The sequence below is a fragment of the Kothea flammea genome (assembly GCF_052161645.1).
Lineage (GTDB): Bacteria > Planctomycetota > Planctomycetia > Pirellulales > Pirellulaceae > Laterigemmans.
Genome location: NZ_CP197414.1, coordinates 7,064,900 through 7,081,899, shown reverse-complemented (window position 1 = coordinate 7,081,899; position 17,000 = coordinate 7,064,900). Strand labels below are relative to the sequence as shown.

The 17,000-nt window shown below is 55.7% G+C and carries 11 protein-coding genes; 8 read left to right on the top strand and 3 right to left on the bottom strand.

Going from position 1 to position 17,000, the window contains the following annotated elements; genetic code table 11:
- Nucleotides 1-191 precede the first annotated feature (191 nt).
- Together SH139x_RS26445 and SH139x_RS26440 are read left to right on the top strand one after the other, a co-directional pair.
- Nucleotides 192-2,138 (top strand): alkyl hydroperoxide reductase, encoded by a 1,947-nt coding sequence (locus SH139x_RS26445; protein WP_488352735.1) that lies wholly within the window; start codon nt 192-194, stop codon nt 2,136-2,138.
- Nucleotides 2,135-2,740, top strand: a complete 606-nt coding sequence (locus SH139x_RS26440) for a TetR/AcrR family transcriptional regulator (RefSeq protein WP_488352734.1) — start codon at nt 2,135-2,137, stop codon at nt 2,738-2,740. Before SH139x_RS26445 ends, SH139x_RS26440 begins: the two co-directional genes overlap by 4 nt.
- 714 nt (nt 2,741-3,454) lie before the next feature.
- On the opposite strand, the gene SH139x_RS26435 is transcribed toward SH139x_RS26440, so the two are convergent.
- Nucleotides 3,455-5,167 (bottom strand): amidohydrolase, encoded by a 1,713-nt coding sequence (locus tag SH139x_RS26435; protein ID WP_488352733.1) that lies wholly within the window; start codon nt 5,165-5,167, stop codon nt 3,455-3,457.
- 133 nt (nt 5,168-5,300) lie between these two features.
- A complete protein-coding gene (locus SH139x_RS26430) occupies nt 5,301-6,692 on the bottom strand; it encodes an outer membrane protein assembly factor BamB family protein (protein WP_488352732.1) in 1,392 nt (463 codons plus the stop codon).
- Nucleotides 6,693-6,844: 152 nt separating this feature from the next.
- Here SH139x_RS26430 and SH139x_RS26425 point away from each other — a divergent pair, with 152 nt between their 5' ends.
- The 4 genes from SH139x_RS26425 to SH139x_RS26410 all read left to right on the top strand — a co-directional run bounded on the left by SH139x_RS26425 (nt 6,845) and on the right by SH139x_RS26410 (nt 12,784).
- A complete protein-coding gene (locus tag SH139x_RS26425) occupies nt 6,845-7,333 on the top strand; it encodes a hypothetical protein (protein ID WP_488352731.1) in 489 nt (162 codons plus the stop codon).
- A gap of 167 nt (nt 7,334-7,500) precedes the next feature.
- Nucleotides 7,501-9,162, top strand: a complete 1,662-nt coding sequence (locus SH139x_RS26420; RefSeq protein WP_488352730.1) for an efflux RND transporter periplasmic adaptor subunit — start codon at nt 7,501-7,503, stop codon at nt 9,160-9,162.
- A gap of 12 nt (nt 9,163-9,174) precedes the next feature.
- Nucleotides 9,175-12,363 carry an efflux RND transporter permease subunit gene (locus tag SH139x_RS26415; RefSeq protein ID WP_488352729.1) on the top strand — a complete coding sequence of 1,063 codons (3,189 nt, stop codon included), beginning with the start codon at nt 9,175-9,177 and terminating at the stop codon, nt 12,361-12,363.
- A 40-nt stretch (nt 12,364-12,403) separates the two neighbouring features.
- Nucleotides 12,404-12,784 (top strand): RND transporter, encoded by a 381-nt coding sequence (locus SH139x_RS26410; protein ID WP_488352728.1) that lies wholly within the window; start codon nt 12,404-12,406, stop codon nt 12,782-12,784.
- A 38-nt stretch (nt 12,785-12,822) separates the two neighbouring features.
- On the opposite strand, the gene SH139x_RS26405 is transcribed toward SH139x_RS26410, so the two are convergent.
- Entirely contained in the window at nt 12,823-14,199 is a 1,377-nt protein-coding gene (locus tag SH139x_RS26405; protein WP_488352727.1) for a collagen-like triple helix repeat-containing protein, read from the bottom strand.
- Between the two features lie 233 nt (nt 14,200-14,432).
- On the opposite strand from SH139x_RS26405, the gene SH139x_RS26400 reads away from it, so the two are divergent.
- Nucleotides 14,433-15,473, top strand: coding sequence for a ferredoxin--NADP reductase (locus SH139x_RS26400; RefSeq protein WP_488352726.1), 1,041 nt, complete (start codon nt 14,433-14,435; stop codon nt 15,471-15,473).
- 85 nt (nt 15,474-15,558) lie between these two features.
- On the top strand, nt 15,559-16,848 hold the full coding sequence (locus SH139x_RS26395) for a glucose-1-phosphate adenylyltransferase (protein ID WP_488352725.1): 1,290 nt from the start codon (nt 15,559-15,561) through the stop codon (nt 16,846-16,848).
- The last annotated feature ends 152 nt before the right edge of the window (nt 16,849-17,000 follow it).

Genomic DNA, 17,000 nt, shown 5'->3' with positions numbered 1-17,000 from the left:
CAAGTTGCTAAGTCCAGGTGTCAAGTTTCATGCCAAGCTCAGCAACTTTCCATGGGGTGCCAATCAGCGAGATTGCCGGTCACGGGAGCAGGATCGCAACCATCGAGGAACAAGCCACTGAGAACGCGGCTGTTGTAAAGACCGATTTGCGCCGTGCGTCATTGACTAATTGTGTACCGAACGGTATACTGATGAATCATAGTCGTACTGATCGTTACGTAAAGTGGCTGAGTGTGTTTTCCCATTTTGAACTGCTGGTGTTGCGAATGAGACTTGTGCACTGCGTATTGCTGAGCGTTTTTTGTCTATTTAATTCCAATGCCTTGGGGCAAATCGCGAAACAAGATTATCTTCAGTTTGACATGCAGGGGCTCGATGGTCAACTTTATGTTCTTTCTCAAAACGACACGCGCGTCTGCAGAGCGTTCGTTTTCCTGTCGACATCCTGTCCAATTTCCAACTCGTACCTTCCTGAACTCAACCGTCTAGCGGGGGCATTGCCCCGCGGTGTCGAGTTGTACGGCGTGATGTCTGATCCCAATACGACACGGGAAAGCGCTTTAAAGCATTTCACCGAATATCAGGCGGCATTTCCCGTCCTGTTTGATGGATCACAGTTGATGCGTTTGTCGCTTCAGCCGACGCATGTTCCCGAAGCCTTCGTTTTGGACTCGTCGGGTGGCTTGGTGTATCGCGGCGCGATCGACAACGCCTACGAATCGATCGGGCGAAGGCGAGTTAATGTTGAAGAGCGGTTTCTTGCTGACGCAATTGCCGCAGTGGCTGCTGGACGAAAACCGTTGCTCAGCCAAACCAAGCCGGTCGGCTGTGTTCTGCCTCCCGAACGAACGAATCGACCAGGTGCTGAAGTCACCTACGCCCGAGACATCGCCCCGATCTTGCAACAACGCTGCGAAACCTGCCATCGCCCCGGACAAGTCGCTCCGTTCTCGCTATCCAGCTATGTGGATGCACAAGCTCATGCCGACATGATTGTCGAGGTCACACAACGTCGACTAATGCCGCCCTGGATCCCTGGCCCGCAGGCGGCACACCGATTTATCGGCCAGCGGAGACTTAGCGATCGCGAATTGGAATTGCTGGCCCAGTGGGTCGAAGAGGGGTGTGTTTTGGGGGACAAAGCTGATCTGCCACCGCGTCCGAGGTTTGTCGAAGGTTGGCAATTGGGAGTCCCCGATCTTGTGGTCCAGATGCAGGAGCCTTTTGCGGTGCCGGCGGGTGGCCCGGATCTGCTGCAGAATTTCGTGCTCCCGATCGAAATTCCCGAGGATAAGTTGGTGGCCGCGGTCGAATTTCATCCTGGCAACAAACGCGTCGTGCATCACGCGGTATTGTTTCTTGACGACAAAGGCCAAGCGAGAAAGCTCGATGCGGCGACACCAGAGCCCGGCTATGGCAACTTTGGCGGGCCTGGTTTTCTACCAAGCGGGGCGCTCGGTGGTTGGTCCGTCGGAAACACGGCGAGGCGGTTGCCAAACGATATGGGGCGTTACCTCAAAAAAGACAGCGATCTTGTGGTACAAGTCCACTACCACCCGACTGGCAAGCCTGAAGTTGATCAATCCGAAGTCGGACTCTATTTTGTCGATAAACCGCTCGAGAAATCGCTACAGGAACCTGCGAAGCTAGTCGGGAGTATCTGGATGGCGAATTATGAGATGGACATCCCAGCGGGTGAGGCCAACTATCGACGTTCTACCTCCTATACCTTGCCCAAAGATGTGATCATGGTCGGAATTGTTCCTCATATGCATCTGCTCGGCAAGTCGATGCGAGTGACGGCGCTGCAGCCGAATGAGGTCAATGAGGAAGTGCTGATCGATATTCCGCAGTGGGATTACAACTGGCAGGATGAGTACTACTATGAGCAGCCGATACGTTTGCAAGCTGGTACCAAGTTGGTTGTTGAAGCCGTTTTTGATAACTCCTCGGACAACCCCTCAAACCCGTCATCACCACCCCAGCGAGTGTCTTGGGGTGAAGAGACCACCGATGAAATGCTGTTCTGTTTCTTTTTAATCACCGCTGAACGAACCGAGGATCTCATTCACACAATCATCGACAACTTGGGGCATGACCTCAAACAAAATCGCAAGAATGTGGAGCAAACACAATGAGTGCACGTAGTGAGGCGGCAGCCAAAACACGTGAGCGATTGTTGGATGCAGCGCTCACCATCTTCGCTCAACGAGGCTATGCTGCGACGGGCATTCGGGAGATCCTGAAATCGGCCGGGGTGACGCAACCGACGCTATATCACCACTTTGCGGACAAGGCGGCACTGCTGCAGGCACTGATCGAACAGCATTACGGCGAGAGCCAGCGGCGAATGGCCGAGGTTCTCGTCGGCGAACCGAGCGTTGCGGGAAAGCTGTTGATCTTCGTGATGTCTTCTTTCGAGCATTGTTGCAGCGATCCGCGTGTCCCGCGACTGATGTTTCAAACTTACATGGGAGCCACCGTACCAGAGATCGACGGAGTTTTGGACAAACTGACCGAGAAGCGATTTCGGTTGGTCGTGCAGCTAATGGAGCAGGGTGTTCGGACTCAAGAACTACAGAAATCCGATCCGGAATTCCTGGCTCTCTCTTTTTGCAGCATGGTGGATCAGCCCCTGAACTTGTTCTCACGCAAGTCTCGTCCCAAGCGATACCTAACGCGCCAACTGGCTCATGCTATAGTCGAGTTATTTCTTAATGGTGCGGCGAACAAAGTTTGAACCGAGGTCAATTACACCTTAGAGGCTTCACGCTGAAAAATCCCACGAATGTATTTCGCCATCGGTCAATTCAACCGATTGGAACAGTGCGGTGCGCATCCCGACGTTACCACGCATGTCATTTAGTTGGATACGAATCTATAAATTATGTACTGTCTAGAGCTTCTGTCGGGAGATCTCCAACTTTCCGATAAGTGGCACGGACGAATCCTGCTCTTGCAATACCTGACAACACGCACGCCTCGATTTCCCTCCCAGGAGCCGCCATCGGCACGTACAGTTACGGCTGAGGCGGCACCAGAGGGAACGCGACGCTGATTCCTGCGGCTCCGCGCGACGGCACCAACAGCTTCACACTCAACTGGGGCAGCAAACGATCGCCGACTATGGAGCCGGCACATAGCGTTAACACCATGCATACGAAAGCTGCATCGATGAACCGGTTCTCCACTACGAACCCTCAGACACCGAAACGCTTTACTATCATCGCATCCAAAAGCACAGCGAAAGGAAATAGATCAATGACTCGTTCACGAGGTCTTATCTTCCGGCACTGAATCGGAATGAGTTGGCATGAGAATAGACGAATCGATTCCTTCGCGTTGGCTTCTGTTAGGCTGCCATAAGCACGACTTGCCGATCCCGAAGGGCTCACGGACATTCGCCGAAAACAAGCGTAGCGTTAGTTTTGGGCGAATGTTACCTCAATGGTGCTTATCGCGAGAACTTGCAGACACCGCCCACGTATGTCGCATCGACTTTTACAAACCGCAACTGCTCGGCGTCTACCTCGCGAGGATCGTCTGACAGGATGACAAAGTCGGCGAATTTTCCCGCAGCCAAGGTTCCCAGGTCGGCTTCGGCAAAGCAAGCGTATGCGCTGCCTAACGTCCAGATGCGGATCGCTTCTTCGACGGTAACCCGCTGGCGAGCCCCGTAGACTTTACCCTCAGCACTTTTCCGCGTCACCATGCTTTGGATCCGCAGCATCGGATCGGCCCCGCTGACCGGCGAATCGCTGTTACCAGCTACCCAAATACCCGCCTCCGTGGCTGACTTGTTGGGATGCATATAGTCCCATCTTTGCTCTCCGTAAACTTCCATTTTGTCACCGTGGTCCCACACGTATGAATGGGGTGCCAAAATGACTCCCAGCGTTTTGATGCGCGGCAATAAATGATCAGGACAAACGCTCGCATGTTCAATGCGATGCCGATGATCCGCGCGGGGCGACTTTGCCAACGCCTGCTCAAACGCATTTAGCACCATTTCAATTTCCCGATCGCCGTTGGCATGGACGCAAGCTTGAAAGCCCGCTTCGTGAATTCGGCTGACGCGATCGTTCAGATTCGATTGTGAACGAGCCGGCGGGATGCCAAAGTAATTGGGACGCCCGACGTATGGTTCACTAAGCCAGCATGTTTGCCCCGATAGCGAGTTGCCATGAAATAATTTGATCGCTCCGACTCGCAACCAGCTGTCATCAGCATTCACTCGTTTTGCCAGTTCCGTTAGGTCAGTCACCGATTTGTGCATGATGTAAATTCGCAACTTTTTCTGTTGCGCCTGGGCGAGCAGGTATTTTTCCACCGTGGAAGTGCTGGTCCCGGCGTGTTGGATGGCGGTAACGCCTTTTGCCAGATAATCGTCAAAACATGCTTGGATGCCCTGCACCCATTGCTCGGTGGTCGCCAAGGGATCATCGGGGCCGGCACTCGTCACCATTGACTTGGCCGACTCCCGTAGCACACCGTTGGGAACACCATCGGCGTCTCGATCGAAGCCTCCGCCTGGCGGGTCCTGCGTGCCCGCTGTTACCCTGGCTAGTTTCAAAGCCAACGAATTGACCGCAGCCACATGTCCGCTGGAGTGCGAAATGTAAACCGGATGTTCGGTGGAAACTAAGTCTAAATCATGCCGGGTGGGGTGACGCCCCAATTTCGTATCTTGGTAACTGCCGCCTCGCACCCACTGGCCCGGCGGAGTCACCGCCGCCTTCGCCGCAAGCGCGGCAATCAATGCTTCCATGGTTGGCGTTGCGGCGGGACTGCAATCAATCTTTCCCAGCGGCGAGAGGGGATCGTACTTAGGACTGGGGTGCATGTGCGCATCATGAAAACCAGGTACTATCGTCCTCCCGCCAACGTCCAGGATTTGCGTCTCTCCGCCCACCCAGCGGCGAAGCTCAGCAGTGGTGCCAACCGCCACGATCCGCTCATTGCGAACCGCCATAGCCTCAGCTGTGGGAATCGCTTCGTCGACCGTAAGGATATTGGCATTGATGACCACCAAATCAGCCGCCGGCTCCTCAGTGGTAGCTTGCGGAGAAGCCGCAAAGGCAAGTGACTCAAGAATAATTCTGCCCGTTCCGACATGCAGAACCGCCACCGTACCAAGAACAAGACGAACAAACTGACGGCGATTCATTAGGTGTATGAGCAAGGCTGGAGGAGTTATAGCAGGTGAAATGTTATGCTACGCCCAGGCAGAGAGTACCGTCAACGAAGGCATCTCCCTGGCCGCGGAAATTCATCAAATGCTAACAACAACTTCAGCAGCCTTAACCCTGCGGGGGTGCTGCGAAGCAATACAAGTGGTCGACCGTGCGTAAGTAGAACCGGCCATTGGCAACGCTGGGGCTTGACCAGACCTGTTCATCCACTCGGTTACTATGCAACAATTTATAATCATTACCTCCCGCCAACACGTGCGTTGTTCCGCTGGAGTCCACGCAGTAGACCCGCCCGGCGGAGGTTAACGGCGACGCCCAAAACGACCGTGCCCCGCGGATACGTGTGCGATAAACCAGCTCGCCCGTGGCCGCGTCGATGCAGTGGACTTGCCCGCTCTGGCGTTCCAAAAAGTATAAACGTCCATCACAAATCGCCGCGGATGCCATTTGAATACTCGAGTCGGCCGTCTTCCAAACGATGTGCTCACTGGAAGCGGCTCCCGCTGCCAGACTGATATCCCCGGAACCTCCCGCTTTGACGGCAAACAGAAAACCGCCACCATCATCATCACCTCCTCGTGCTCGCAATTCAGTCCCGACGAAAAGACGATCACCGATCGCGACCGGAGTGGCACTGCTGCGTCCTTTCTCCATGTCCAGCTGCCATAATAGCTCTCCGGTCTCTGGATCATAAGAACGATAGAACAGGCCTCCTACAATCAACTCATTGCGCAGGCTATTTTGCCAGATGATCGGAGAGCTGTATTGAGACTTTTCAGCTCGATTGACCCGCCAAACTTCATCTCCCGTCTTTGCATCGAGTGCCACGAGGAATGATTGTTGATCATTATCAATTTGAAGAAACAACTTGCCAGCGAACAGCACTGGGGAACTCGACGTGCCCCAGCCGGCTCGCATGGAATAAGAACCAAGGTCCCTTGACCACAACTGATTGCCTTGCATGTCAAAGCAGAAAACACCCGTCATACCAAAGTAAGCGTACACCCGCTCGCCATCGGTCACCGGAGTTTCGGTGGCGTACGTATTGGAGCTGTGCCGCGGCAGCGGTGGTTGCCGCTCGTCCGCGACCGATTGCCAGCGGAGCGCGCCAGTCGTGGCATCGAGACAAATGACTTGATATCGGTAAACGGTTTTCGTTAAATCGTCGCGCCGCGTACCCCCGCCGCCGCGATATTCCACCGGCTTGGTGGCTGCTGCTGCTTCCTGTTGGTCATCGACCAGAGGCACTGCAGCGGTCAGGAAAACTGCATCGCCCCAGATGATCGGTGACGACCAACCCTCACCCGCAACGGCGACTTTCCAAAGCAAGTTCTCCGTTGACTCGTCGCTGACGTTCCACTGCGCGGGACATGCCGTGGCGGCAATTCCGGTCGAGTCGCTTCCGCGAAACTGAGACCAATCCTCAGCACTTGCCAGCGCACTCAATAAGCTCGCCACCATCCACGTGCCACCAAAAACATGCCTGTTCGCCAACGCCATCAGCTTGCTCCTCGCAAGGAAACTTCGAATATTCCAAAACCCGGACTGTGCTTTCAGTTTACACCACCGGAAAGCGACCCTTGCCGGTTGGCCTATCACTAGGGGGGTGTGTTGCTATTGCCGTCGTCAGGGCGGGCGAATATCATAGAAATATGAAATCTCTGATCATCTTGATCACGACCGTCAGTTTGCTGCTGTGCCCCCTGCGATGCACTTGGGCAAGTGGCTGCGCGGATGCCGGTTGCCAACAGTCGCCCCCAGCAGTCAACACGGCGGATGGCTGCTGCCCCCAGGCGGAGAGTGATCTGCCATCCGCGGAGGCTCCTGTTGCCTGCGACAGGGTTGCTGTTGATGGTGTCGAAGACGCTTGCTCCGCAGGGGTGGGGCAAAGTCATTCCGACTGCCCCAGTGACTCGGCCTGCCAGTGTAAGGCATGTATTTGCCAAGGCGCACTGCTCGAATCGGCCGCACCCTTGGTCCATGTCGCGACGATGTTTTCCGGGTGGTTCACGGTCGACTTCGAAGCCACCTCGGCAGGTACGTGCAACACAAGTTCCTACGCTCAGTTTCAACGCTTATCTGACCAGCAATTCTCCAGCGGTCGCGCTCACAGGATCGCCATGCGATCGCTGTTGATTTGATGCGAACTTCTGCTCGGTCACTCGACTGAGAAGCCATCCACCGCAGCGACGGGACGTTGGTCCCGCGCTCGCGAATGTCTCGGCAAAATTCGTGGCAAGAGTCATCCACGCCAGGGATTTGAAGTTCTATCAAATTTAAATCGACACCTCATACTCGGGGAAATGCGATGCTGTTAGAGAATGCAGGCAATAGGCTCGCTCAGGAAGCACCCACCGCAGGCGACATTCCAGCAAGCAATCGTCGCGCGAAAACCCTCGCGGGACAATTTAGCAGCCTATTCAGTGGTCTGGGGCCATTGCTCGTGCTGTTGGGATTTGCGGGAATTTTCTATTATGGTCATTCGAGCGACTGGCAGGTTCCCAAGTTCGCTACTTTGGTCGGCACCGCGACGGTCGCCAATGATGATTGGTGTTCCGATCATGCCGTGCCGGAATCTCGCTGCGTTAATTGTCAGCCGGAACTGGCACCTCCGGCGGAGGACTTTGGCTGGTGTCAGGCCCACGGGATACACAATTGCGTGCTCGATTATCCACAGTTGGCACAAGTCAAGCAGCAATCAGCGGCAACACAGTTAGTATTAGATCGCCTATCATCAGATCGCCAACAGGCAGAGCTTGCCTTGGCGGTCGCACCGCGGCGAGAAAACAACAGCCTCTGCACGCTGTACCGATCTCGCATTCAGTTTGCTTCCGTTGAGGCAGTTCAGCAGGCTGGGGTCGATATCGACTTGGTAGCGCGGGACGCAATCATTGAATCGGTCTCCGGCAACGGTGAAATCGTTTACGATCCGACTCGCAAAAGCAGTGTTTCAGCGCGAGTGCCGGGCAACGTCTGGTCGGTCGAAAGAAATATTGGCGATACCGTGCGTCACGGCGAAATTCTCGCACTCATCGACGCGACGGCGGTGGGAACGCTGAAGTCGAACTTACTCCGAGCGCTGGCGGAAGAACGTTTGCAGCGGCGCAACGTGGCGAGGCTAAAAGATGCAATCGGTGCGGTCGCCGGCGCACGAGTTCTCGAAGCCGAAGCGGCCCTCTCTAAGTCACAGGCTGATGTTCTCAACGCCGAACAGGCATTACTCAACCTGGGGCTTGCGGTGGATACTGAGCCGCTCGGCGAGTTGTCGCCAGCCGCTGCCATGCGGGCGCTGCGTTTACTTGGCATCCCACCAGCCTCCCACTCCAAGCTGAACAGCGAAAACATCACGTCGAATCTACTACCGATTTTCGCCCCCATGGATGGCACGATCATTAGTCGCGAAGTCAGCATGGGCGAGTTGGTTGATTCCTCAAAGAAGCTTTTCGAGATCGCCGACACCAAACGCATGTGGTTGAAACTAAGTGTCCCGCTGGAGCAGGTCGAACGATTGGCAATCGGTCAGAAAATACGCTTTACACCCGATGGTAGCGAACGGACCATTGAGGGGCAACTCGATTGGATCAGCACGGGAGCCAATCAAAAAACGCGGATGATCGAGGTGCGCGCCGCGCTGGAAAATCCCCACGGTAGCCTGCGTGATCAAACCTTTGGTGCCGGGCAAGTCGTCCTTCGCGAGTCAACCGACGCGATTGTGATTCCGAGCGCAGCGGCGCACTGGGAAGGTTGCTGCCAAGTCGTGTTTGTCCGCGATAAAAATTACTTTGGCGGCAAGGATAGCCCCAAATTGTTTCACGTTCGCTCGGTCCGCTTGGGGGCGACTCATCAAGGCAACACCGAAGTCATCGCCGGGTTGCTGCCGGGCGAAGTGGTAGCGGTCAGCGGCAGCAACGTGTTGCGTGCTCAACTGCTGAAAAACGGCCTGGGGGCCGGCTGCTGTGTTGAGGAATAGGATGCCGGCACCATGTTAAATTGGCTAATCGACATCTCGTTGCGGCATCGCGCTGCGGTGATCGTCATCACGCTGGTGTTGGCTATCGTCGGTGGTGTTTCCCTGCGGCAGCTCGACATCGATGCCTTCCCAGATACGACGCCGGTCCAAGTGCAAATCAACACAAATGCACCGGCGCTCTCATCCGAGGAAGTCGAGCGGCAAATTACGTACCCTGTTGAGCAATCCATCAGCGGCCTGCCGGGATTGCAAGTCATGCGCTCGATTTCGAAGTTCGGGCTTTCGCAAGTCGTCGTGCTGTTTGAGGATGGCATCGATATCTACTTTGCCCGACAGCTAATCAACGAGCGGTTGAGCACTGTGGAGTTACCCGCGGGGATCGAGCGTCCGCAGATGGGCCCAGTCTCGACCGGACTGGGTGAAGTCTTTCATTACGTGCTGACATATGAGGGCGTTGATTTTTCCAAAATTTCCGCTGCGGAACGGATTGCTCGGTTAACAGAATTGCGGACCGTCCACGACTGGGTGGTAAAACCACAACTGCGGTCTGTCCCTGGCGTGGCCGAGATTAACAGCTGGGGCGGTTATGAGAAACAGTATCAAGTTCGCTTGGACCCCGATCTGTTAATCAAGCACGATCTAACTTATGAACAAGTCGCCGAGGCGATTCAAGCCAATAACCAAAATGTTGGTGGCGGATCGATCGTTGCGGGCAGCGAACTGTTGTTGGTGCACGGCGTGGGCCGCACTGTCAACATTCCACAGATTGAAGAAATTGTGATCACGGCAAAAGATGGCGTGCCAATTCGGGTGCGTGATGTTGCCGCGGTGCAGTTGGGGCATGAAATTCGTCGCGGCACGGTGACAGCCAACGGTCGCGGAGAGGCCGTCTTGGGGCTGGGCTTCATGCTGATGGGAGAAAACAGCCATGAAGTGACTTGGGCCCTGAAAAACAAGCTGCAACAAATTGAGGATTCGCTGCCAGCCGGCATGACCATGCAAACGGTTTACGATCGCACTGAACTGGTGGACCACGTGATTCACACGGTGCAAAAAAACTTGTTTGAGGGCGGCTTACTTGTCATCGCCGTGCTGTTTATTTTTCTCGGCAACCTCCGAGCCGGCCTGATTGTGGCGCTGGCGATCCCACTCTCGATGCTGTTTGCCTTCGCGGGCATGCTTCGCTTTGGGATCGCGGCCAGCCTGTTGAGTTTAGGGGCGATCGATTTCGGGCTGGTTGTCGATAGTTCGGTCGTCATGATTGAAAACTGTGTGCGGCACTTGTCGCATCGCAGTGACGGCCGCAGTCGATTGGAAATCATTCGCGACGCGGCTGTGGAAGTTCGCAAACCGACCATGTTTGGCGAGCTGATCATCATGATCGTGTATTTGCCAATTTTAACTTTGGAGGGTGTGGAAGGAAAACTATTTCGCCCCATGGCGTTAACTGTGATTATGGCGTTGGCCGGCTCGATGGTCTTATCGCTGACGTTGATGCCGGTGTTAGCCAGTTTAACGCTTCCCAAGGGGATTCACGAGAAAGAGCCGTGGCTGCTGAGATTCCTCAAGGGTCTTTATGCGCCCATCTTGCGATTCACCATGAATCACCGATTGTTCATCCTCGGATCGGCAATTTTATTACTGGTGTCGGTATTCGGTTTGATTGCGCCAAACTTAGGTAGCGAGTTTGTGCCGCGACTGTCCGAGGGAGCAATCACGCTGAATGTGGTGCGACTGGCGGGGACCGATTTAGAGGAATCGATTCGCTACAACACGCAAATCGAAAAGGTATTGTTAGAAAATTTTCCGGATGAAATTGCCCATGTTTGGAGTCGCGTGGGTACAGCCGAGGTGGCCACTGATCCAATGGGTACTGAATTAACGGACCTGTTCCTCACTTTACACCCGAGGGAGGAATGGCAACGTGCCACAACGCAAGAGGCATTGACTGACTTGGTGCAGCGCGAGCTCCGCGATTTGCTGGGTCCGCGGTTGGCTTTTTCCCAGCCGATCGAGATGCGGATGAATGAGATGATCTCGGGAGTCCGCGCCGATGTGGCGGCCATACTCTATGGTGATGATTTAGATTTAATGGTGGAAAAAGCGAACGCAATTGCTGGCGTGCTGGAATCGATTCCGGGAGCGAGCGATGTGCGAGTGGAACAGTTAACGGGGCAGCCCGTATTGCAAATTCGCATCAAGCAAGACGAGATTGCCCGCTATGGTGTCGCCGCTTCGCAGATCATGAACTTAGTTGAGTCGCTGGGGAGTCGTCACGTGGGCGAGGTGTATGAGGGGCAATTGCGATTCCCGCTAATCATTCGTTTGCCGGAAAGTGTGCGCGGCAGTCCCGAAGCGATTGGCAACATGTTGGTCGCCACGGCCTCTGGCCAACAGATTCCATTGAACCGATTGGTCACCATCGAGCGGGTGAGCGAGCCTAACACAATCAAGCGTGAATGGTACCAACGTCGGATCACGATTGAAGCGAACGTCCGCGGGCGAGACATGGGAAGTTTTGTTAGCGAGGCGCAGCGGAGCGTGCGAGACCAAGTCAGCCTGCCAGCCGGACGTTATCGAGTTGAGTGGGGTGGGCAGTTTGAGCATCTGCAGCGAGCGCAAACGCGGCTGATGATTGTGGTGCCGATTGCGTTACTCTTGATTTTCGGGCTGCTCTATCTGACTTATCGCAACTGGCTTGATTCGCTGCGAGTCTTTACCGGAGTTCCCTTTGCCTGGATTGGCGGGGTGATCGCGCTTTGGATTCGCGATATGCCATTTTCGATATCCGCGGCGATCGGGTTTATCGCACTTTCAGGTGTCGCCGTCTTGGATGACATGTTGCTGGTTTCGACCATTCGCCAGCTTCGTCAGCGGGGACGCTCGCTCGATGCAGCCGTGGAAGAAGCGGCCATGACACGGCTGCGTCCGATTTTAATGACGACGTTGGTTGCCAGCCTGGGGTTTGTGCCGATGGCATTCAGCACCGGGATGGGGACCGAAGTGCAACGTCCGTTGGCAACGGTCGTGATCGGTGGCGTCTGCAGCGCGATGATCATGAGCCTGTTGGTCTTGCGCGTTTTATATGTCGTATTCAACTCGCCCAAAGAGCGAGCCGAGTCCGCAGAGGCCGCCTGCCTTACTAATGATCTTGTGGTTACCGAAGTCGCCGCTGAGCAACGTTCAGGGGTGACTTCATGATTTTTTCCGCTTAGTCGGTATTGCCGACGGGAGTTTTCTGATGAAATTGCGATCGAGTGTATCCATTATGTTCGCGGGGCTGTTTGCCGCGGCAACCTTGACCTTTACGGGCTGCTCTGACAGTGCCACAGTGACGCCGGTGGCGGAGGATGCGGAATCGGCAGAGCCGGCAGGTGACGAGCATGCAGCGGGCTCGCATCAGCATGGCGCCTGGTGGTGTGGCGAGCATGGTGTGCCGGAAGAAGAGTGTGCGCGGTGCGACAAATCGCTAGTGGCGAAATTCAAAGCGGCCGGTGATTGGTGTGAACAAGACAATCGCCCTGATTCCCAGTGCTTCGTCTGCCATCCGGAGAACTTTGAGAAGTTCGCTTCGTTGTATGAAGCGAAATACGGTGAACGCCCCGAGATGCCAGTGGAATAAATGATGCAATGGGAGTGGCTGGTCTCCGGCGGACTACATCAGCTGCCACCGCTGCTAACGTCTGCGGGTTGAATACCGGGAGGGCCACCGCCTGAGGAGGGCGGTTGACCTCCTGAGTTTGCTCCTCCGCCGCTCATCCCCGGGGCACCGCTCATTCCCGGCATACCGCTCATGCCGGGCATACCGGGAGTGCCCGGTCCGTTGTTACCAGCCATGCCGGGTTGGCCCATGGGAGGCAACATGGGCATCACCATGCCGATCAGTTGGTCAATAATTTTATTGAACTCTTCTTGGCTTTCAGCATTCTCAACGCTCGCTAAAATCGGCCCCGCCAAGAGCGCAATGGTGGTCGAGCTGTTGGCTTGGCCGGCAGCCGACACGATCTGTTGCCGCGCTTCGCTGATCATCTCCGCCCAGCTGTTAGCCATTTCTTCTGGCACCCAGCGGCCTTCGACTTTGACGAACACGACCGGTTGCGATTGCCCGCCGGGGGCAGGCATCATCACCGTGGCACGATCTTGACCGTCCATTTGAATCGCGGTCGGGTCGAGGTCGACGAGCGGGCTGAGCGGATTGGCTTCAGCGGGCAACATTTTCAGCAGTTGGGCTAGGTGGGGCCCCATCGTTTCACTTTTTGTCGCCACAATTTCAGCCAACGGTTGCGACAACATATTTTCGATGGAGAAGACTTCTTGGTCGCTGAGCTCGAGGATCAAACCGACCACCGGGTCGTAAGCTTGGCGAACGTTATCAAGTATCTCAGGCGGAACCATCGCCAAGTTTGGATAGCCAAACACGAACGACTTTTGTTTGTGCAGGGTTCTACCGAGCTGCGTTCCCAACCGCTGAATGACGGCGTGCGACTGCGCGTCGGAGGACTCCGCGGAGTATTTCAGGAGTTCGTCGAGGTCCTGTTGATAGCTGGCCGGCATGGCGTCCCAGAGGGCGCGAATGTGGCCCACATTTAACTGAGTGGCGACATGCGTTAGGCTTTCATAAAGGTCGCTGCCGAGTGGCGGAGGGGACTGATAGGGGGCACTTGGTTTGACCGCCAGCGAAGTTGGCATCGCAGAATCACCTTTGCGAAGCTCGTTCAATCGCCGCTCGCGAATCTCATTTTTGCGGGCCGCCAATTCGTCGGCCAACAGTCGCGAGGTGGCGTTCAGCTGGTCCTTGCGAATTGCGATGCGTTTGCCGTCGTTGCGACGCAGCACCACCATGTCGCCCCACATGCCCAGGAAACCAGCATCGATGGTGGCCGTGCCCTGCAAATTCGTCCACTCCTCACCGCGAGCTTGGTTGCCGCCGAGCGACAGCCCTGGCAACAGCACCGCCATCACCAGGCAAGCTCGCTGGACACAAGCCGCTGCGTGATGATGCGTTGAGGAAAAAAACCGATTGGCAGTCCAAAGCATCCTGGTCATCGTAAGCAAACGCAATTGAGGAAAAACTGAGGAGAAATGGCGGGCGAGCGAAGGGCTGTCCCGCTCCACTACCCATTGTAACGTGAACTCATTGTAACGTCCCCGATCGACAGATTAAATGCTTTGCTTTTTGCTTCACGCGGCAAACCCTGCTACCTTTGGCGTTGCCGAGCCGAGCGACTGCTGGGCGTGCAACTTAGGCGGCCACTGCAAGGAGAACCGCGTTGTCTGATGGAAAACAGGAGAATCCTGCGAACGGCGAACAGGCCGGCGAAGAAAAAGCGGGTGCGGAAAAATCCCGCACTCAACCCCCGCGGGATGCCGAGGTTGCCGTCCCCAACTCGGACGACATCGCCGAGCTGCGAGCGCTGAACTACAACGCCACTCTGCTGGAGCGAATTGATATCCACGAAGATTTGGCCCGGTTTCGTATTTTGCCGGACGCCGGAGTGCCAAAATTTGCGGCGGGACAATACGTGGCCTTGGGGCTGGGGTATTGGGAACCCCGCCTACCGGGCACGCAGGGAGAAGAATTAGCAGCCAAGAAATCGTGGTCCCTGGTGCGACGTGCTTACTCGATCTCTTGCAGCCTGATCGATGACGCGGCCAAGCTGTTGCCATGCGATCGGAGCAACTACCTAGAGTTTTACGTCACGCTGATTCGCGAATCGTCCGCTCAACCGCCCGCACTGACTCCACGATTGTTTCGGTTGCAACCGGGCAAACGGTTGTTCGTCCAGCCGCGAGTTGTCGGCAATTATCGACTGCAAGGGGTTGGCCCGCGAGATGCAGTGTTCATGTTGGGAACCGGCACTGGCGAGGCGCCCCATAACGCGATGGCTGCTGAACTGCTGGCCGCCGGACATCGCGGACCAATCGTGGTCGCCACTTGCGTGCGGCTGCAAAAAGATCTCGGTTATCGAAAAGCTCACCAGACGCTGATGGCAAGGTACGACAATTATCGTTACCTTTGGTACACCACTCGGGAAACTCGAAATTTGGACGCCACTGCGGCCGACTATGTGGGGCTGGAGCGTTTGCAACAGGTCTACAGCAGTGGGCGTTTGGCAGCAGAAGCCGGGTTTCCGATTCGCCCCCAGGACACTCATGTTTTCCTTTGCGGAAATCCTCAAATGATTGGTCTGCACCGAGCAAACGAACCGCCACCCGACCCACCGGGCATGTTGCAATTGTTGCAAGCGGATGGTTTTCGGGCGGACCAACCCCCGGGGCCGGGGCAAGTATGTTACGAAAAGTATTGGTGAAAGATGTTGGTATTTTGACCGTGCGCCCGCCGGCGTTCCCACTGACGGATGATTGAAAACTTTGATGAACAGGAAAGAGGACACCATGCGAGAAACCATTTCTCTGATTCTCGGTGGCGGTCGGGGCACACGACTGTTTCCGCTGACTAAGATTCGCGCCAAACCGGCTGTCCCCTTGGCGGCCAAGTACCGGTTGATCGATATCCCAATCAGCAATTGCATCAACAGCGAACTGAATCGCATTTACGTGCTGACTCAGTTCCTCTCCGTCAGCCTGCACCGGCACATTCGCCAAACCTACCGATTCGACCACTTCAGCGGTGGTTTTGTCGAATTGTTGGCCGCCCAACAAACCGTCGACGCCGGCACCGACTGGTATCAAGGGACTGCCGACGCCGTTCGCAAAAATTTGCGGTACCTCGAACAAAAGTGGGTCAAACATGTGCTGATCCTTTCCGGTGACCAACTCTACCGGATGGATTTTCGCGACATGATGCAAACTCACATCGACAACAAAGCCGATGTCACGATCGCCGGCATCCCGGTCACGCGGAGCGCCGCGGGCAGCTTGGGAATCATGCAAGTCGACGATACCGGGCGGGTCAAGGGTTTCGTCGAAAAACCACAGACTGACGAAGAAATTGACCAAATTCGCACCGATCCCGCTTGGATTGACGCCCACGGCATCCCCAGCGGCGGCCGCGACTGCTTGGCCAGCATGGGACTCTATATTTTCGACCGCGAAGTCTTAGTTGAACTGCTGCGTCAAACCACCCACGAGGACTTCGGTAAGGAGGTCTTCCCGGCGGCGATCAAACAAAAACGCGTTCAACTGCACCTATTCGATGACTATTGGGAAGATATCGGTACCATTCGCGCGTTCTACGAAGCCAATCTCAGTCTGGCGAGCGCGGCTCCGCCGTTCGACCTAAGTTCGCCCCAAGCGCCGGTGTACAGCCGGCCCCGCTTCCTGCCTCCCTCGGTCATGGAAGATGCGCAAGTTCGCGGTAGCTTGATTGCCGACGGTTGCCATATCGGTCGCGGCACGGTGATTGAAAACAGCGTAATCGGCCTACGTACCGTCATCGGCGAGAACGTCACGATCCGCAACAGCGTTGTCATGGGGGCCGACTATGTCCAGTCCGCGCAGGAGCGCGAACAAGACATCGCTGAAGGAAGCCTGCCTGTTGGGATCGGCAGCGGTTCGACCATCAACGGGGCGATTCTCGACAAGAACTGCCGCATCGGTCGCAACGTTACGATCGTCAACGAACAAGGCTTGGAGACGCACGGCGAAGAAGAGGCGTTGCAAGTCCGCGACTCGATCTCCATCGTGATCAAAAACGGCCTCATCGAAGACGGCTTTAAGTTCTGACCGTTGCCGGCCGCTGAGAGCGAGTACGACCCCAGCGCGGGATGCTGACGAATCATTCAATGCACGTGAGCAGGCCGCAAACGTGCGATTTGAATCCTAACCAATCTTCCGCCGCCACGTGATTGCTAACGTTGCGCGAATAACTGAGTTAC